The sequence below is a fragment of the Agrobacterium sp. ST15.16.024 genome, from assembly GCF_027956545.1.
In the GTDB taxonomy this organism is placed as follows: Bacteria; Pseudomonadota; Alphaproteobacteria; order Rhizobiales; family Rhizobiaceae; genus Agrobacterium; species Agrobacterium cucumeris.
In genome coordinates this window covers 1-17,669 of the sequence record NZ_JAQKGO010000008.1, presented here as the reverse complement: position 1 = coordinate 17,669, position 17,669 = coordinate 1, and the positions used below count along the sequence as shown (strand labels likewise).

At 60.4% G+C, this 17,669-nt stretch carries 17 protein-coding genes; 6 read left to right on the top strand and 11 right to left on the bottom strand.

From position 1 onward, the window contains the following. Positions 1-20: 20 nt before the first annotated feature. A complete protein-coding gene (locus tag PL640_RS20135; protein WP_080820769.1) occupies positions 21-911 on the top strand; it encodes a helix-turn-helix domain-containing protein in 891 nt (296 codons plus the stop codon). Here PL640_RS20135 and PL640_RS20130 read toward each other — a convergent pair. After that, positions 908-1,762 carry an AraC family transcriptional regulator gene (locus PL640_RS20130; RefSeq protein ID WP_107327276.1) on the bottom strand — a complete coding sequence of 285 codons (855 nt, stop codon included), beginning with the start codon at positions 1,760-1,762 and terminating at the stop codon, positions 908-910. The genes PL640_RS20135 and PL640_RS20130 overlap by 4 nt on opposite strands. 123 nt (positions 1,763-1,885) lie before the next feature. On the opposite strand from PL640_RS20130, the gene PL640_RS20125 reads away from it, so the two are divergent. Both PL640_RS20125 and PL640_RS20120 read left to right on the top strand, forming a co-directional pair. Continuing rightward, complete coding sequence (locus PL640_RS20125; protein ID WP_003522697.1) at positions 1,886-3,088, top strand: MFS transporter; 1,203 nt, start codon at positions 1,886-1,888, stop codon at positions 3,086-3,088. An 85-nt stretch (positions 3,089-3,173) separates the two neighbouring features. Further along, on the top strand, positions 3,174-4,070 hold the full coding sequence (locus tag PL640_RS20120) for a LysR substrate-binding domain-containing protein (protein WP_065116543.1): 897 nt from the start codon (positions 3,174-3,176) through the stop codon (positions 4,068-4,070). Between the two features lie 24 nt (positions 4,071-4,094). Here PL640_RS20120 and PL640_RS20115 read toward each other — a convergent pair whose 3' ends face one another. From PL640_RS20115 to PL640_RS20070, 10 genes are all read right to left on the bottom strand, one after another. After that, a complete protein-coding gene (locus PL640_RS20115; protein WP_269702679.1) occupies positions 4,095-5,375 on the bottom strand; it encodes a TRAP transporter large permease in 1,281 nt (426 codons plus the stop codon). A 3-nt stretch (positions 5,376-5,378) separates the two neighbouring features. Next, positions 5,379-5,930: a TRAP transporter small permease gene (locus tag PL640_RS20110; protein WP_003522700.1), complete on the bottom strand. Its 552-nt coding sequence runs from the start codon at positions 5,928-5,930 to the stop codon at positions 5,379-5,381. Positions 5,931-6,072: 142 nt separating this feature from the next. Further along, on the bottom strand, positions 6,073-7,068 hold the full coding sequence (locus PL640_RS20105; protein ID WP_271363233.1) for a DctP family TRAP transporter solute-binding subunit: 996 nt from the start codon (positions 7,066-7,068) through the stop codon (positions 6,073-6,075). A gap of 100 nt (positions 7,069-7,168) precedes the next feature. Continuing rightward, on the bottom strand, positions 7,169-8,095 hold the full coding sequence (locus tag PL640_RS20100) for an NAD(P)-dependent oxidoreductase (RefSeq protein WP_271363232.1): 927 nt from the start codon (positions 8,093-8,095) through the stop codon (positions 7,169-7,171). Positions 8,096-8,107: 12 nt separating this feature from the next. Continuing rightward, positions 8,108-8,410, bottom strand: a complete 303-nt coding sequence (locus tag PL640_RS20095; RefSeq protein WP_271363230.1) for a putative quinol monooxygenase — start codon at positions 8,408-8,410, stop codon at positions 8,108-8,110. A gap of 17 nt (positions 8,411-8,427) precedes the next feature. Then, positions 8,428-9,786 (bottom strand): NAD(P)H-dependent oxidoreductase, encoded by a 1,359-nt coding sequence (locus PL640_RS20090; RefSeq protein WP_271363229.1) that lies wholly within the window; start codon positions 9,784-9,786, stop codon positions 8,428-8,430. A gap of 262 nt (positions 9,787-10,048) precedes the next feature. Then, positions 10,049-11,062, bottom strand: a complete 1,014-nt coding sequence (locus PL640_RS20085) for a LacI family DNA-binding transcriptional regulator (protein ID WP_048902871.1) — start codon at positions 11,060-11,062, stop codon at positions 10,049-10,051. Between the two features lie 114 nt (positions 11,063-11,176). Beyond that, positions 11,177-12,187, bottom strand: coding sequence for a D-altritol 5-dehydrogenase (locus PL640_RS20080; RefSeq protein ID WP_271363227.1), 1,011 nt, complete (start codon positions 12,185-12,187; stop codon positions 11,177-11,179). Positions 12,188-12,203: 16 nt separating this feature from the next. Continuing rightward, positions 12,204-12,974 (bottom strand): galactitol 2-dehydrogenase, encoded by a 771-nt coding sequence (locus PL640_RS20075; RefSeq protein WP_110760030.1) that lies wholly within the window; start codon positions 12,972-12,974, stop codon positions 12,204-12,206. Between the two features lie 263 nt (positions 12,975-13,237). Further along, on the bottom strand, positions 13,238-14,551 hold the full coding sequence (locus tag PL640_RS20070; RefSeq protein WP_271363226.1) for an ABC transporter substrate-binding protein: 1,314 nt from the start codon (positions 14,549-14,551) through the stop codon (positions 13,238-13,240). 302 nt (positions 14,552-14,853) lie between these two features. On the opposite strand from PL640_RS20070, the gene PL640_RS20065 reads away from it, so the two are divergent. The 3 genes from PL640_RS20065 to PL640_RS20055 all read left to right on the top strand — a co-directional run. After that, positions 14,854-15,861 (top strand): tagatose kinase, encoded by a 1,008-nt coding sequence (locus PL640_RS20065; protein ID WP_271363225.1) that lies wholly within the window; start codon positions 14,854-14,856, stop codon positions 15,859-15,861. Continuing rightward, the gene (locus tag PL640_RS20060; RefSeq protein ID WP_271363224.1) at positions 15,858-17,135 is read left to right on the top strand and encodes a D-tagatose-bisphosphate aldolase, class II, non-catalytic subunit; all 1,278 of its coding nucleotides are present in this window, start codon (positions 15,858-15,860) and stop codon (positions 17,133-17,135) included. The genes PL640_RS20065 and PL640_RS20060 overlap by 4 nt, the downstream gene beginning before the upstream one ends. A gap of 123 nt (positions 17,136-17,258) precedes the next feature. After that, positions 17,259-17,669, top strand: a 411-nt coding sequence (locus PL640_RS20055; RefSeq protein ID WP_271363043.1) for a carbohydrate ABC transporter permease, incomplete at its 3' end; no start/stop codon positions are given.

The following is a 17,669-nucleotide window of genomic DNA, read 5'->3' as shown; positions in this document are numbered from 1 at the left end:
CGTAAAAAGGGAACATCGATTTGGCGGAAAGTAAGATTGCTGAAAGAGCCTTCTACCAGCCGGGTGCAAGCAGCATCGAAGGCATGCCGACGACGCTGCAGCTTTTTCACAATCATCCGCCCATCATGCTCAGGCCTCACTGGCACGCGCAGGTGGAAGTGAATTACGTGATGTCGGGATCGGTGCATTATCGCATGGGCGATCACGACCTGACGCTCGATGCCGGCCAGATGTGCATCTTCTGGGGTGGCCAGCCGCACCAGATGGACCACTCCTCCGACGATTCCTTTTACGCCGGCGCGCATCTGCCGCTGGTGCACTTCTTCCGCATGCGGCTGCCCGCCACCGTTTCCAGCCTGCTGATGGGTGGTGCTACGATGGTGAGCGCTGAGACCGACCGGGCAGATGCGGAGAATTTCGGCCGCTGGTTCCGTTATGTCACTTCGGGCGAACAGGCGAAAGCCCAGCACGCGGTGGAGGAATTGCTGCTCAGGGTCGAGCGGATGTTCCTTGAACCCTACTCCGTCATATCATCCGCCGCCAATGGCAAACGCAGGGAGGATGACGAGGGCATGGCCCCCTCCATTGGCGTGGTGCGCATGTGCGACTTCATCGCCGCCAATTTTCTCGACGATATCGACGCGACGGAGATTGCCCGCGCCGCCTCGCTGCATCCGAAATATGCGATGAACCTGTTCCGCAAATCCACCGGCATGACGCTGATCAAATATCTGACGCTGCTGCGGCTTTCCCGCGCGCAGGCGATGCTGATGACCGGCAAGGACAATATCCTGCAGATCGCCATGGAAAGCGGCTTCGGCTCCGTCAGCGCCTTCAACAAGGCGTTCCGCCAAATCGCCGGCATGTCGCCTTCCGATTTCCGCCGCGACATGCGGGCGACTGCGGCTTAACCTTCGATCTCTTCGAAATCGGAAAAAGCAGCGCTGCGCTGCCGCGCCGCCTGCCGATAGGCCCTTGGTGAACTGCCCAGCATTCGCCGGAACATGGTGGTGAAGGCCGGGATGTTTTCATAACCGGCATCCAGCGCCACATTCGTCACCGCTTCGCCGGCCGCCAGCCTCGGCAGGGAGGCAAAGATGCATGCCTGCTGGCGCCAGGTGACGAAACTCACCCCCAGCTCGTTGCGGAACAGCCGCGTAAAAGAACGCCGGCTGATGCCCATGGCCGCCGCCCAGTCATCGATCTCCACCCGCGCCACGGGCTTTTTCAGGAAATCACGGCACAGCGCCGCCAGACGCTGATTATCTGGAAAAGGCAGTCCGAGCGGCCTTTCCGGCAGGCGGTTGACCTCGTCCAGCAACAGCGCCCGCACAAGGCCCTGCCGGTGAAAAGCCGTCGGCTGGTGTTCCTCACCCAGCAATTCCGAAATCAGGCTGGAGGCGAGATCGGTTATTTCCACCACGCGCGGTGCGCCCGCATGAAACAGGTCCGGATGGACGTAGATCGAATGCATTTCCACCGTCGAGATGGTTTCCGCCTCATGTTGCAGCCCGGCGGGAATGAGCAATCCATGACCGGGCGGTATCATCCAGCGACCATCCGCAGTGCTGACAAGCACGACGCCCTGACGGGCGCACCAGATCTGCACGCGGCTATGGCTGTGGGGCGGCGTCCGGTGCCCGGTGGGGTAAACGCGGCAAAGCGCCAGCACCGGCTCATTGGTGCCGTCGATCAATTTCAGACTGCGTTCATGCTCGTCATGCGTCAGTCCTGAAGGCTGCCGCGATTTGATTTTTGCCATTTGGCCCACTCACAAAGAAAATCGTCCAGAACACAAATGCAGGCCAGAAACAATATGAATAAAAGCGGGAAGAAATAAAGACATGTTTCCCGTCTTCCGCCGGGAACCCGAGAGGACTTCATCATGGCCACTGTTACCAGCGCCGGCAACAGCTTCAATCCGCAACGCACGGCGTTTTCGATCATCGCAGCCGCCAGCTTCTGCCACATGCTGAACGACATCATGCAATCGCTGCTGACGTCGCTTTATCCGCTGCTGAAGGCGAATTACGCGCTCGATTTCATGCAGATCGGCCTGCTTACCTTCGCCTTTCAGGTCACCGCCTCGCTGCTGCAGCCGGTTGTCGGCATGGTGACGGATCGCTGGCCCATGCCGTTCTCCCTGCCCGTCGCCATGCTGTCCACCTGCGCCGGCCTCATCACGCTTGCTTTTGCCCATAGTTTCGAGGTTCTGGTGATCGGCGCCTGCCTCATCGGCATCGGTTCGGCGATCTTCCATCCGGAAGCCTCCCGCGTTGCGCGTCTCGCATCCGGCGGCCGTCATGGTCTGGCGCAGTCCTTCTTCCAGGTGGGCGGCAATACCGGCACGGCCATCGGCCCGCTGCTCGCCGCCTTCATCGTCATCCCGCTCGGCCAGACGAGCCTCAGCTGGTTCTCGCTGATCGCGCTCGTCGGTTTTGGCGTGCTTTCCTGGGTTGGCGTCTGGTACACCCGCCACCGCCGCGCAACGGTCGGCAAGGCGCCGGCCAGCCGCACACTTCCCCTTGCGCGTGGCACTGTCATGATGACGCTTCTGGTGCTGGTGGTTCTGACCGCCACCAAGAATGCCTATCTCGCCAGCCTGTCCAGCTACTTCACCTTCTACACCATCGACAAGTTCGGTCTTGGTGTTCAGGACGCGCAGGTTCTGCTGTTCCTCTTCCTCGGCGCTTCGGCACTAGGCGTGTTCTTTGGTGGCCCGATCGGCGACCGTTTCGGCTCGCGCGTCGTCATCTGGTTCTCGATTCTCGGCGTCATTCCCTTCGCGCTGCTGCTGCCCTATGCGAACCTGTTCTGGACGGCCATTCTCGTCGTCGTCATCGGCTTCGTGTTCTCCTCCGCTTTCTCGGCCATCGTCGTGTTCGCGCAGGAACTGGTGCCGGGCCGCGTCGGTCTCATCGCCGGCATGTTCTTCGGTTTCGCCTTCGGTTTCGGCGGCATCGGCGCTGCGGTACTGGGTGTTTATGCGGATAAGGAAGGCATCGAATTCGTCTACCGCATCTGCTCCTACATGCCGCTGCTCGGCCTGCTCACGGTGTTCCTGCCGAAATTGCCGAGCCACCGCTAAAAGCCTCGCGTTCAACGCTTTTCAACACGGCGGTCACCTGTGATACTCAGGTGACCGCCGTATTCCGTTGAGCAAAGCCCTACCCATGCAAATCCCGATAAAATCGATCCTTGTTTTCCACGCCGCGGCAAGGGCGGGCAGCATTTCCCGGGCGGCGGAGGAACTGAGCGTCACACCATCGGCCGTTTCCCAGCAGATCCAGTTACTGGAAGGCCAGCTCGGCACGACCCTGATGGCGCGAACCGGCCGCAAGGTGACATTGACCGAAGCGGGCGAGCGCTATTTCTCGATGATCACCGCCCAGATCGAGCAGATATCGGACGCCACCGACAGTATTCGCGGCTTCCGCTCGGTCACCACGCTGACGATCCGGGCGACGCCGACAATCTCCAACAAATGGCTGCTGCCGCGTCTCGGCTCGTTTCTGGAGGAGCACCCCGAACTTGAAGTGCGCCTCGACGGCACCAACGAGCCGACGGATTTTTCGCAGGAGCTTGTCGATATAGAGCTACGCCATGGCGATGGCCGCTGGCCGGGCCTCTTCGTGGAAGGGCTGGTGGAGGAGGAATTCCTGCCGGTCTGTTCGCCGAATTATCAGGGTGCGGGTAAATTTCTGCCCGAGGAATTGCAGAACCAGCGGCTGATCCATTCGGTCAAGGCGCAGGCGCAATGGAACCACTGGTTCCCTCTGGCCGGTGTCACGGCTGAGAAGCGCTGGCGGCGAGTCCTGTTCGACCGCAGCCACATGGCCATCGATGCAGCCGTTCTCGGCATTGGCGTGGCGCTGGAAAGCACCTTGATGATGGAGCGGGAGCTGCAGGACAAGATGCTGGTGCCGGCCGTGACGGACGCGCCGCGCATCAAGCTCGTCACCCAATGGATCGTTTGCCCGCATTCCCATCTGCGGCAGAGAAAAGTCATGCTGTTTCTGGAGTGGATGCGAAAACAACGCGACGAGTGGCAAGCCCGTCGCGTTGTCTGATGGTTCAGGCAATCCATTTTCGCGTCAATAAAGCCCCATCAGCCTGATTGGCCCGAGCGTCAGCACCGGGAACAGCACCAGCGCGAAGATGGCAAGCGTCAGCACCGTCATCGGCGCCAGCGAACCGCGAATGACATCCTCGATCTTCATATTCGCCACCTGTGCTGCCGCAAACAGGCAGACCCCCACCGGCGGCGTCACCAGCCCGAGCGTCAGCGTCATGACAGTCACGATCAGGAAATGGATCGGATCGATGCCCAGTGCCTCGACCGGCGGCATCAGCACGGGGATGAGGATGAACATCGCCGGGATCGCTTCCATGAAGATGCCGATGATCAGCAGGAAGACGAAGATGACGAGCATGCCGGTCATGGGGCCGAGGTTCATGGCCTGCAAAAGCTCGGCCACCTGTTCGGGCAACCCATCGAAGGTGAAGACCCAGGCGGCAAGCTGCGAGGTGGCGGCGATGAACAGGATGGTGCCGGAAATGCGCGCCGTCGAGATCAATATTTCCGGCAGTTCCCGCACCGGCAGCGTGCGATAGACGATGACGCCAAGCACCGCGACATAAACCACCGCGATGGCTGCGGCTTCCGTTGGCGTGAACAGGCCGCTGGCAATGCCGATGATCAGGATCAGCGGTGTCAGCATCGGCAGGATGGCGCGCAGACCCGTGACGACCACCAGACGGAAATTGAACGGTGTCGGCGGATTGTAACCATAATGCACCGAATAGAAGTGGTTGAAGACCAGAAAGGCGAAGGCGATGAAGAGGCCGGGCACCAGACCGGCGATCAGCAGCGTGCCGATCGACACGTTGGCGATGGAACCGGCAATCACGATCAGGATCGACGGCGGAATGATCGAGGAGAGCGTCGAGGTGCAGAGCGTCATGCCGACGGCATAACCCTTTGGAAATCCATGCCGCTCCATGGCCTTGATCTCGATGGCGCCGACCGAGGCGATATCGGCGACGGACGAGCCGGAGACGCCGGAAAAGATCACCGATGAGATGACGTTGACGTGGCCGAGCCCGCCCGGAAGCCAGCCGACCATGGCCTCGGCGAAATCAAAGATGCGCTCCGCCACCCGCCCCCGCTCCATGACCGTGCCGACCAGAATGAAAAGCGGCACGGCGACAAGAAGGAAGGAGTTCATCGACGAGAACATCGTCTGCGACAGCAGGTCCATGGGCATGGAGGTGAAGAGCCACAGCGTGCCGACACTGGCGAGCGCCAGCGCGATGGCAAGCGGCACGCCAAGCATGCTGAGACCGAAAAAGGCGATGAGAAGAAAGACCGACATGGCTCAATGTCCTGCTGAAATGGAGATATCGGCATGGGCGATCTCGTCCGCCGGCAGGCCAAGCTCGGGAAGCGCGATGAGCTCCCGGCGGCTGCGCAGCGATTCGATGATGGCGAGCACGGCGATGATGGCGGAAACGGGCAAAACCATGCCGATGGCCCACATCGGGATCGGCAGGGTGGCGGCGGTCTCGTTCATCATGATCTGCTGGCGCACCAGGGTGAAACCCGTCCAGCCCATCATGCCGAAGAAGAACACCGATGAACCGACATAGATCGGCACCGCCAGCCGCCGGAAGAAGCGGTGGAACAGCACCAGAAACACCACGACACGGGCGCTTTCCACGGTGCGGAAACCGGCGGCAAGGCCAAGGAAGACCATCCAGATGAAGAGAAAGCGGGTCGCCTCCTCGGTCCAGGGAAGCGGACTGCCGATGAGGCGGCCGATGACCTGAAGAAGCACGACGATGAGAATGCCGGCGCAGGCTGCCCCCGCGGCTATATCGGCGATGAGTTTTACGATGGTGCCGAGCACCGAAGGTTTCGTATCGCGCATGACAATACCCTTCCACTGCTGAAACCGGATATCCGGTGAAACGAATGTCACCCTGCCGTTCTGGCAAAGCAACGCCTGCTGACGTTTGGGGACGGCCGGGCCTACCAAAAGATGCAGGCCCGGCCTCCAACTGCGGGAAACGTCAGTTCGTCTTCAGGAAAGCCTGCGTCTTGTCGAAGAACGCCTGATCTTTCACCAGCGCCGAGAACTTCGCCGAGAGACCGGCCGCGACCTCTACGAACGCCTTGCGCTCGTCGTCGGTCAACGTGTTGACCTCCATGCCGTTCTTCTTCAGCGTCTCAAGCGACTTGTCGATATCGGCAGCGTCGTTCTGCGCTTTCCAAAGCTCGGTTTCAGTCGCCGCTTCCTTGAGCGCCGTCTTGAAGCCCTCGTCGAGACCTTCGAAGCGGGCCGGGTTCATGCCCAGCACCCAGGCGTCAGCGATGTGATTGCTGATCGTCAGGTACTTCTGCACTTCGTAAAGCTTGGCGCTGACAGGCACGTTGACCGGATTTTCCTGCCCATCGACGACTTTGAGCTGGAGCGCATTGTAAACTTCAGCAAAAGCCATCGGCGTCGGCGCAGCCCCCATGGCGCCGAAGAATTCGACCCAGAGCGGATTGTTCGGCACCCGCAGCTTCATGCCCTTGATATCGGCCGGCGATTTGATCGGCGCCTTGGAATTGGTGATCTGGCGCAGCGGCCGCGACCAGAGATCGAGCCCGAGAATGCCGATCTTGCTCAGATCGGTGGAAAGCTCCTTGCCGAGATCGCTGTCGAGATAGACCCGGAGCTGGTCGATATCGCGGAACTGGTAGGGAATGGCGATGGCCGTGAACTTGGGATTGAAGGTCGCGTAAAGCGAGGTCGAATTCAAAAGCATGTCCAGCGAACCGCCGGCCAGCTGCTTGACGCCCGCCGAAGGGTCGCCGCCATACAGCGTGCCGTTCGGGAATACCTTGATCTTGAGTTTGCCGTCGGTCTTTTTCGAGACGATCTCGGCAAACTTGTTGGCGGCGAGCGTGATTTCGGAATTGTCGGCATCCGGCGTCGAAAGCGTCAGCGTTTCGGCCTGCGCGATGGATGCGACCAGCATGGTGGCGGCGAGAGCCAGCCCGTAGAGTTTTGAAATTTTCATGTGTTCCTCCCTTGTTATCTATGAAGCACGTCCGGTTAAAACGGAATCTTTGGACGTGCTCTATCTCTTTGTTTTAGCGCATTATCCGGACGTAAAACCGCTACGCACTTTTACTGGAAATGCTCTGGACAGTTTCGAGCGTTCCTCCGAACGCATTCATGCGCTTAATCTCAAGGATCACACCGCTGTGATCAAGCTCACCCGCGCCATGCTCGACCATGGAGCGGAACAGCCGGTCAACCTCCTCGCCGACCGGTAATTTCAGGCCACGACTTTCGGCGAAAGCCAGCGCCGTGGACGTATCCTTCACCTGGTATTTCGCCGGGCCGCCGGGGCGGAAATCGCCCTCCACCATGCGTTTTCCGTGCTGGCGGAAGACGGTGGAGTCGGCAAAACCGCCCAGCAAAGCCTGGCGCACCTGCGCCGGGTCGGCTCCCCCCGCTTCAACCAGCGTCAAAGCCTCGGCAACGGCGCAGATTGTCGAGGCGACGATCAGCTGGTTGGCGAGCTTGGCCAATGAGCCGCAGCCCACCGGCCCGACATGGGTGACGCGGCCAAGGCAATTGAGGAGTGGCCGCAATGCATCCACATCCCGCTGTTCACCGCCGGCCATGATGGCGAGCGTTCCCTCGATCGCCCCTTTTTCACCGCCGGAAACCGGTGCGTCGACATAAGCGACGCCATAAGCCTTTGCCGCCTCCGCCTGTTCCCGTGCGCTGTCGACCGGGATGGAACTCATCACCAGCAGAATAGCACCGGGCTTCATGGTGGAAACGACACCCGAGACACCGAGCAATACCCCGTCGCAGACCGGCCCGGAACTCAGCATGCAGATGACGACATCGGCTTCGGCCGCAGCTTCGGCAGCCTTGGCCGCCGGCTGCACGCCCTTTGCCGCCAGAACCGCAGCTTTTTCAGCGCTGCGGTTCCAGGCCTTGACGGAAAACCCGGCCTCCGCCAGACGCCCTGCCATTGGGGCGCCCATGATACCCGTTCCGATAACGGCGATCCGGCGAATGTCAGCCATCGTTTCCATCTTTCAGAGCCATTGCCGGTTCAGGAAACGCACCGGCAGTTCTTCTTCGATGAGGGCGGGAAATGCTTGCCGAAACCGGTCGAGATGTGGTGTTTTCAGATGGTCGTCGAAAGCCTGCCTGTCGTCATAGACCTCGTAGAACACCACGTTGTTTCCGGTTTCCGGCCGCACCACATCGAATTGCCGGCAGCCCGGTTCGTCCTCAACCGAATGCCTGGCGTCATCGCGCGCCGCATCGAGAAAGGCGTCCATCGCGTCGGGCTTCACCCGGAATTCTGCGATCACCACGAAAGCTCCCTTCGACATGTCCTCTCTCCCGTCCATTACGCCGCGGCGTCCTTTTGCGGACGGAACTGGTTTTCCATGTCCTGGCGCAGCTTCACCACATCGAGATCATTGACCAGCTCCACATCGTCGAAGCTGACGATCTGGTCTTTCTTGATGGCGCGCTTCAGCTTGACATTATGGGCAAGGCCGATCGGCAGTGCCTTGATGTCGAGGCTGCGGGTGGCGGGAATGGCGTTTGCCCAGACCGCGTAACCGCCTTCGCCGTCGAGCATCTCGCCGGGCTGCATGTCCTTCTTCGCCGTAGCGACGGCATCGCCGCGGAACTCCCTGGAGCAACCGGTCGCTTCGTTGCGCAGCACGGCGGAAAGCACGCTGATCGAGGTTTCCAGCCCGATGATGTGGAAGGGGCGCCACATGGAAGCGTACCAGCCGGAGGGATCGGTCAGCAGGCCATATTGCTTGAAGCAGGCGCGGGCATATTCATTATGCGCCTTGAAGGTGACGAAAACGCCGTAGCGAATGTTGTTGAACACCTCGCGTCCGTCCGGCTCCTGGCTCGCGGCAATATCGACCAGACCGGAGCGCGACATGCGGCCGCCATCGGCAGCGGGGCGGAAGACGCGGGCGAGATCGTGCAGGCCGGCGGGCGGGAAGGCCAGACCGTCATCCGGGCAATCCAGCCCCGTGCCGTTGGCGACGGCCGCCATTTCGATGGCCGCCTTGGTGCCGTCGGTGAAGGAATTGTACATTTTCGGATTGAAGTCGCCCTTGGCCACTTCCTCGTCCGTCCAGCCGAAATAACCCCAGACCGTGTCCGGTGTCGAATAACGGTAACGGGGCTCGAAATTCATGCCCTTGCCGGCGGAAACGATCTCGAAGCCGGTGGCGCGCGCCCAGTCCACCAGCTCGCAGATCAGCGCCGGCTGGTCCCCGTAAGCCATGGAATAGATCAGGCCCTTGGCCCGGGCCTTTTCAGCAAGGATCGGCCCGACCATGACATCGGCTTCGACATTGACCATGACGACGTGCTTGTTGTGCTCGATGGCGCCCAGTGCATGGCGCGCGCCGGCCAGCGGATGGCCGGTCGCTTCGATCACGCATTCGATCTCGCCGCAGGCGAAAAGCTCGTTCACATCGTCGGTCACATAGGTCTTGCCGCTCTTCAGCGCATCGGCGCAGCTCGTCGCGTCGTAACGCTCCTTCGGCCAGCCGACGCGGTCAAACGATTCCCTTGCCTTGCCGACATTGAGGTCTGCGACGGCGACCATGTGGAAACCGGCGATGCGCTGCGCCTGCGCCAGCACCATGGAGCCGAACTTGCCGGCACCGATGAGACCAACCCGGACAGGTTTGCCGCCGGCTGCACGCGCTGACAGAAGAGAATAGAGATTCATGTTTTGACATCCTTCGCTGGGGAAATTGCTGGCGAGAGTGTCCAGACTGCCCGGCGAAGGCCATGCGATACCGAGGCAGCGAAGGTTCACCCCTCGCGGCGCTGGCCACATGACGTTTCTGCGTTCCTCCCGGATCCCGGCACACACTTGCGCCGGCTCTCGCGGTCGCCTCCCAAAGCAACCTTGAGACCAGAGTAGGAGCGTTCAGATATTAGTTCTATTTAGAAAATCAGATTTTTCGTTTAGTTTATCTAACAAGCCATCAGGCCGATTTGCGCAGCATCAGATCGGCGCTGAGCAGGATACGTTCACGCATCCGCGTCGTGTCATCCGTCTCATCATCCAGCTTCTGCAGCAGAAGCTCGATCGACAGCCTGCCGATCTCGTTATAATTCTGCGCCACCGTGGTAATCGGCGGGCAGGCATAACGCGACAGCGGATGGTCGTCATGGCCGGCAACCCTGAGATCGTAGTCGGAGCCATGGCCAACCTTGATGCCCTTCTGGAAGGCGGCGGCGATGACGCCGAAGGCGATACGGTCATTGGCGCATAAAATGGTGCGCGATGGCAAATGCCCTGCCCCATCCAGCAGCCTGCTCGCCTCATCAAAGGCGAAACGCTCGAAATCCCAGGTGACGATGCCGGGAACATCGATGACATGCGGCTCGAAACCCAGACGCTGCATCGCTTCCTCATAGGCCGTGCGGCGTGTCGCAGCGTTGGTATTGACCTGCGGCATATCGAAGAAACAGGGCGGTTCACCCGAACGGCAGAGATAATCCACCATCAGCCCGACACTCTGGCGGTTGTCCGTGCCGACAAAGGCCGAAGTCTCATCCAGCGGCGAATCGACATAAACGATCGGAATGCTGGCCGCGAGCTGCTCCAGCGTGGCGCGATGGGATTTGACGCCGAGCGGCGCGATGATGGCGCCCGCCACATTCATCGACTTGAAGGTGCGGATCGCCCGGTCCTCGATTTCCGCCTTGCCATCCGAAGACAGTACGAAGGCGAGGAACCCCGCCTCGTTGGCGATGAGTTCGATGCGGCTCGTCAGCGCCATGTAGAACGGATCGGTGGAGTTCGGAATGATGATGCCGATGATATTGGAACGGCGGCGGTTGAGGTTGACGGCGAAGATATTCGGCCGGAAGCCCGATTTCTTCAGCGCATCCTCGATAGTGTCCCGCGTCTTCTTGCGGACCGAGGCCGGATCATTGAAGTATTTCGAAACGGTCGGGCGGGAAAGGCCGACGAATTCCGAAAATTCTTCCATCGTCCTGATAGATTTGGCCAAAGTGCTTGCCCCCATGAAATATTACATGTGGTACTCTATATCGACCGGCCTTCGCACGAAAAGCCGGTCGAATGGTTATCAACGGCCAAACGATCATTCGGCCGCAAACTGCACTTTCATCGTCGCCGGATCAGACGGTTTTTTCGTAAAGAATGGCAGCATTTCCGAAAGCGGCAGCCGGTGCGACACCAGCCGCGCCATGACATCGCCATCCGTCTCCAGAATGGCAAGCGCCTGCGGTATGTTGCGGTTCAGCGAATGTGAGCCGACAAGCTTCAGCTGACGCCGGAAGATTTCGAAAGGCGCCACCGAAATGCGGGCATCCGGCGCGCAGACGCCGAAAAACAGCGCGGTGCCGCCATCCGCAACCAGCGGGATCATCGCTTCGGCAACGGCGGCAATACCCGTCGCATCGGCCACAAAATCGAAAGACTTCTGTTGCCGCAAGAGCGCTTCCGAGCCGGAAACCGCCACCTTGAGTCCGAGGCTTTCTGCAAAGGCCAGCCGGCTTTCATTGATATCGGCCATCGTCACCGTCGCAATGCCGCGGGCTTTCAGCGACAGGGCAAGCAGCAGGCCGATGGGACCGGCACCGAACACCAGCGCACTTTCCGGCACCACGCCAGTCTCGCCGATGCCAGCGCTCTGCATGCCGTTGACGACGCAGGCGAGCGGTTCGGCCAGTGCCGCGACATGATAGGGCATCGAACCGATGCCGTGCAGGTGATCCGCACGCACCACGCTGAATTCGGCAAAGCCGCCATTGTGGGAAACGCCATAGGCCTTCAGCGTGCTGCAAAGGTTGGTCAGCCCCTTCCTGCAACTGGCGCAGGTGCCACATGGCAGATTGGGATCGACGGCCACACGGTCGCCAGCCCTGAAGCCTGTCACATCGGAAGCCACGGACGCAACTTCACCGGCATATTCATGGCCGGGGATGACGGGAAACGCACCGTCACCATAACGCGCATGCAGCACGTCTATATCGGTGTGGCAAAGCCCCGAAGCCTTGACCCGCACGAGCGCGTGACCCGGCGGCAGATCGGCGACAGGGAGTTCCGCCAGCACGGCGCGTCCCTTCTCGACGAATTGAATGGCATGCATGGTCATCTCCGGCTTTTCAGCTCATCCAGTTGCCGCCGTCGACATTGTATGTCTGGGCGAGAATATAATCGCTGTCGGCGGAGGCGAGGAAAACCGCCAGCCCCTTGATGTCGTCAGGCGTGGCGAAACGGCCGATCGGCACGGATTTGGCCACCGCCGCCTTCTTCTCGCCGGGCTTCAAGCCTTCCCACTTGGCGAAATGCGCATCGACCACTTCCCAATGCTCGCCATCCACGACGCCCGGCGCAATGGCGTTGACATTGATGCCGTGCTTGACGAGCGCCAGCGCCGCCGACTGCGTGGCGGAAATGATCGCCGCCTTGGAGGCGCAATAAAGCGTCACCAGCGCCTCGCCGCGCCGGCCGGCCTGGCTTGCCATATTGATGATCTTGCCGCCGCGCGCGCGCTCGATCATGACATTGGAGACAGCCTTCATCATGAACAGCGGTCCCTTGAGATTGATGTCGAACACCCGCTCATAGCTCTCTTCGGTAATGCCGTTGATCGGCGCCATATCGAAGATCGCGGCATTGTTGACGAGAATATCGATGCCGCCGAACTCCTCATCCACCGCCTTCACCACCGCATTGATCTGAGCGAGGTCGGTGACATCCAGCCGCACCGCCTTTGCCGAAGGGCCGATGGCGGCGGCAGACGCCGTGGCCCGGCCAATATCGATATCGGCGATGATGACCTTTGCGCCCTCATCGGCGAAAGCCTGCGCAAAACCAAGGCCGATACCGCGGGCAGCGCCGGTGATCAGCGCAACCTTGTTGTTCAATCTCATGTCGATCTCCGTGATGCATGGCGGGTCAATTGGCCATGCTCGTTTGTTGTTCGATGCTTTTCCTCACTCCCCTCATTCCTGTGCTTGTCACAGGAATCCAGCCGACGCGGCTCTCACGCGACGAGAAAGTCCTTCCAGCCCAAAGACTTGGGCTGACTGGATTCCTGTGACAAGCACAGGAATGAGGGAAGAACTGGCCCTCGATCCCCACCCATGCCGCCCGCCACCAGAAGGCGAACGGGCGGCACGCCGGGAGGACGCGGCTACTTGATGTAGCCCGCGCGGGTCATGTCACGTTCGACCTGTTTCTGCGCGCCTTCGAGCGCCGCATCAACGGTCTGCTGGCCGGAAAGGGCTGCCGCGATCTGCTGGCCGACAACCGTACCGATGGACTGGAATTCCGGTATGGCGACGAACTGCACACCGGTATAGGGCACCGGATCCTTGGTCGGCTTGGACGGATCGGCAGACATGATCGCCTTCAGCACGGTATCCGCGAAAGGCGCAGCCTTCTTGTATTCCGGCAGCTCATAGGTGGATTTGCGCGTACCCGGCGGCACGGCAACCCAGCCCTCGCTTTCACCAACCGTCTTCACATAGGACTTCGAAGTCGCCCATTTGACGAAGGACTTGGCGGTTTCAAGCTTCTTCGTGCTGTTTGGAATTGCAAGGTTCCACGACCACGACCAGCTCGAACCGTTCGGCGTTGCCTCCACCGGAGCACGCGTAAACGCGGTCTTGTCGGCAACCTGGCTCTGCTTGGGGTCATAAACGCGGCCCGCCGCCGAGGTGGCGTCGATCCACATGGCGCAACGGCCGGATGAAAACAGCGTCTGGTTTTCGTTGAAGCCGTTGGCGGCCGCACCGGGCGGACCGTAGGAGGTCATCAGCGCCACATAATCCGCAATCGCCTTTTTCCACGGCTCGCTCGTCAGCTGCGGTTTCCAGTCCATGTCGAACCAGCGGCCGCCATAGGTATTGATCATGGTGCCGAGGAAGGCCATGTTTTCGCCCCAGCCCGGCTTGCCGCGCAGGCATATGCCATATTGCTGTTTCGACTTGTCGGTCAGCTTGGCGGCGAAATCCTTGATCTGGTCGTAGGTCGGATTGTCAGGCATTTTCAGGCCTGCGGCGTCGAACAGATCCTTGCGGTAAAGCGTGAACGAGCTTTCGGTGTAGAACGGCACGGCGTAAAGTTTGCCGTCCACCGTCAGGCCCTTTTTGATCGGGTCGAGCAGATCGGCGTAATCGTAATCGTCGCCGAGATCGTCGACCGGCGCCAGCCAGCCCTGCTTGCCCCAGATCGGCGCTTCGTAACCGCCGATGGTCATGATGTCGAACTGGCCGCCATTGGTGGCGATGTCGGTGGTGACGCGTTCGCGCAGGACATTCTCTTCCAGCACGATCCAGTTGATCTTGTTGCCTGTTTCCTTCTCCCAAGCGCTGGAAAGCTTCTGCATGATGATCATGTCGCCATTGTTGACGGTGGCGATGTTGATCTCTTCCGCCTGCGCCAGCCCGGCCAGAAGCCCGGCTCCAACCACAGACGACGACAGAATTCCAATAAATTTGCTCATGATACCCGCTCCTCCTTTACGGATGTCCACGCATAACAATACATGCGTAAATTTTTTATCTCGCGAAATTGCATCCATTGTCAACATCCAAAAATAAATCATCGCGCAGCCAAACCGTCTGAAACCTGCATAAATCCTTGTTTACACCAGAATATTCGCTTCATAATTTATTATTTCGGGCATTTCTCTTGCTGCATTGCAGCAGATATTTCATCCATTAATATCTTGACGCGCGTAAACTTTAACTGATATCCGAAAAAATAACAGACCGGAAATGCACCTGCCCGGCAGGACGGCAGCACATGCTTATGGAGGAGACGATGAGGCAGGCATCTACACTGGCGCCGCAGACCCAGGGCCCGACCATCACGGCCGGCGAAATCCTCGTGGAGATCATGGCGACGACGGTGGGAAACGGCTTTCTCGAGCCGCAAACGCTGATCGGCCCTTTCCCGAGCGGCGCACCGGCCATCTTCATCGATCAGGTGGCGCGGTGCGGCGGAACCGCCGGCATCATTGCCGCAGTCGGTGACGACGATTTCGGCCGCCTCAATGTCGAAAGGCTGCGCCGCGACGGCGTCGATGTCTCGGCCATCGCCACTATTCCAGATCGCCCGACCGGCAGCGCCTTCGTGCGCTACCGTGAGAACGGCGCGCGCGACTTCGTTTTCAACATCGCCCATTCGGCGGCCAGCGAAACGCAGATGACGGATGAGGCGCAGGCACTCATCGAAAAAGCCGGCCATGTGCACGTCATGGGATCAGCCTTCGCGATTGCCGGCATTGGCGACATCATTCTGGCAGCGATCAGACATGTCAGGGCACGTGGCGGTTCGGTGTCTTTCGATCCGAACATCCGCAAGGAACTGGCGCAGGGTGACGAAGGCCGCAGGCTGATCGACGATCTGCTTGCCGTCACCGATCTCCTGCTGCCATCAGGCGAAGAACTTCAGGCCGCCTCCGGACTGGATGATGAGGAAGCGGCGATAGAAAAGCTGCTCGCCTCCGGTGTCGGCGAAATCGTGCTGAAACGCGGCGCGAAGGGTGCAAGCCATTTCAGCCGCACCCATGGGCGCATCGACGCCCCCGGCCTGAAGGTGGCGGAAATCGACCCGACCGGTGCCGGCGACTGTTTCGGCGCAACCTACCTCACCTGCCGCCGCCTCGGCATGCACCCGGCAAAAGCGCTCGCTTACGCCAATGCATCGGGTGCCCACAACGTCATCAGGCGCGGCCCGATGGAGGGCGCTGCCAGCCTTACCGAACTCGATGCCTTCATGGCCGCGCAATTGTCGGAGGAAGTCCTATGACCGCCATTCTGGAAAATCTCGCCGCCGCCCGCCGCGCCGGCAAACCCGCGGGCATCACGTCCGTCTGTTCGGCCCACCCCGTCGTCCTGCGCGCCGCGATCCGCCGCGCCGCCGCCAGCAAGACAGCCGTGCTGATCGAGGCGACCTGCAATCAGGTCAACCATCTCGGCGGTTATACCGGCATGACACCCCGTGATTTTGTTGCCTTCGTCAACGGCATCGCGGCGGACGAAGGACTGCCCGGCGAACTCCTGATTTTCGGCGGCGATCATCTCGGACCCAACCCCTGGCGCAGGGAGAAGGCCGAAGAGGCGCTGATAAAAGCCGCCGCCATGGTCGAGGCCTATGTGGCATCGGGCTTTCGCAAGATTCACCTTGATGCATCGATGGGCTGCGCCGGTGAGCCGGCAGCGCTGGATGATGTCACCATCGCCAACCGCGCCGCCAAACTTGCGGCCGTTGCCGAAAAGGCGGCCACCGATGCCGGCCTGCCCAAACCGCTTTATATTCTCGGCACCGAAGTGCCGGTGCCTGGCGGTGCCGACCATGTGCTCGACACGGTTGCGCCGACACTGCCGCAGGCAGCGCGCAACACCATCGACCTTCACCGCGAGATATTCGCGCAGCACGGTCTTTCACAAGCCTTCGAACGGGTCATCGCTTTCGTCGTGCAGCCGGGCGTGGAATTCGGCAGCGACAATGTCGTCGCTTACGATCCGCAGGCCGCACAGGCGCTGAGCGCCGTTCTGGACGGCGAACCGCAACTGGTGTTCGAGGCCCATTCCACCGATTACCAGACCGAGCCTGCCCTTGCCGCACTGGTACGCGACGGATATCCGATCCTCAAAGTCGGTCCGGGTCTCACCTTCGCTTATCGGGAAGCGCTTTATGCACTTGATATGATCGCATCCGAAATGGTCGGCACCTATGGCGACCGACCGCTGGCACGGACCATGGAAAAACTGATGTTGAGCGCGCCGGGCGACTGGCAGGGCCATTACCATGGCGACGACATCACGCTGCGATTGCAGCGCCACTATAGTTACAGCGACCGCATCCGTTATTACTGGACGCGGCCGGAAGCGTTGCAGGCCGTTTCCGCCTTGCATAAGGCGCTGGATGGGAAGACAATTCCCGAAACCCTGCTGCGCCAGTATCTCGGCGAATTACCGCTTGCAACAGTTGCGGGCGAAGACGCGGAAGAGATTTTGATCGCGGCTGTGGATCAGGTTCTGGCGACCTATCACGCGGCGACGGGCGAAGGCCGCCACTGACGGCAATCATAAATCCGGATGCCCCTGCGGCAGAGGCCGCCGGAGCGAAATGGGGGAAGTGTGAGCGGTTTCATCTGAAGTCCCGCTCAAACTCATAACTGTATCCGTGAGGGAGGACGACTAATGGCAACTCGAAACACGAGCGGTCTGGCGCGGGTGATGCTTGCGCCATCGGTGCTGTTATTGCTGGTGTGGATGATCGTGCCTCTGGCGATGACGCTGTGGTTCTCGTTCCAGAACTACAATCTCCTCAACCCGGCCAATGTCAGCTTTGCGGGTCTGTTCAATTACCAGTATTTCTACACCGACCCGGCCTTCTTCCAGTCGATCTGGAACACGCTTTTGATCGTCGGCGGCGTGCTTGCGATCACCGTCATTGGCGGCATTGCCATTGCGCTCCTGCTCGACAATGACATTTTCGGCCAGGGCATCGTCCGCATCATGATCATCTCGCCGTTCTTCGTCATGCCGCCGGTGGCCGCATTGGTGTGGAAGAACATGATCATGCATCCCGGTTACGGCGTGCTTGCCGAT

Coding starts and splice junctions, on each gene's coding strand:
- PL640_RS20125 (WP_003522697.1), top strand. CDS start 1,886: ATGGCCACTGTTACCAGCGCCGGCAACAGCTTCAATCCGCAACGCACG.
- PL640_RS20095 (WP_271363230.1), bottom strand. CDS start 8,410: ATGTCGAAGGGAGCTTTCGTGGTGATCGCAGAATTCCGGGTGAAGCCC.
- PL640_RS20100 (WP_271363232.1), bottom strand. CDS start 8,095: ATGGCTGACATTCGCCGGATCGCCGTTATCGGAACGGGTATCATGGGC.
- PL640_RS20105 (WP_271363233.1), bottom strand. CDS start 7,068: ATGAAAATTTCAAAACTCTACGGGCTGGCTCTCGCCGCCACCATGCTG.
- PL640_RS20090 (WP_271363229.1), bottom strand. CDS start 9,786: ATGAATCTCTATTCTCTTCTGTCAGCGCGTGCAGCCGGCGGCAAACCT.
- PL640_RS20085 (WP_048902871.1), bottom strand. CDS start 11,062: ATGGAAGAATTTTCGGAATTCGTCGGCCTTTCCCGCCCGACCGTTTCG.
- PL640_RS20075 (WP_110760030.1), bottom strand. CDS start 12,974: ATGAGATTGAACAACAAGGTTGCGCTGATCACCGGCGCTGCCCGCGGT.
- PL640_RS20120 (WP_065116543.1), top strand. CDS start 3,174: ATGCAAATCCCGATAAAATCGATCCTTGTTTTCCACGCCGCGGCAAGG.
- PL640_RS20060 (WP_271363224.1), top strand. CDS start 15,858: ATGACCGCCATTCTGGAAAATCTCGCCGCCGCCCGCCGCGCCGGCAAA.
- PL640_RS20065 (WP_271363225.1), top strand. CDS start 14,854: ATGCTTATGGAGGAGACGATGAGGCAGGCATCTACACTGGCGCCGCAG.
- PL640_RS20115 (WP_269702679.1), bottom strand. CDS start 5,375: ATGTCGGTCTTTCTTCTCATCGCCTTTTTCGGTCTCAGCATGCTTGGC.
- PL640_RS20110 (WP_003522700.1), bottom strand. CDS start 5,930: ATGCGCGATACGAAACCTTCGGTGCTCGGCACCATCGTAAAACTCATC.
- PL640_RS20130 (WP_107327276.1), bottom strand. CDS start 1,762: ATGGCAAAAATCAAATCGCGGCAGCCTTCAGGACTGACGCATGACGAG.
- PL640_RS20080 (WP_271363227.1), bottom strand. CDS start 12,187: ATGCATGCCATTCAATTCGTCGAGAAGGGACGCGCCGTGCTGGCGGAA.
- PL640_RS20070 (WP_271363226.1), bottom strand. CDS start 14,551: ATGAGCAAATTTATTGGAATTCTGTCGTCGTCTGTGGTTGGAGCCGGG.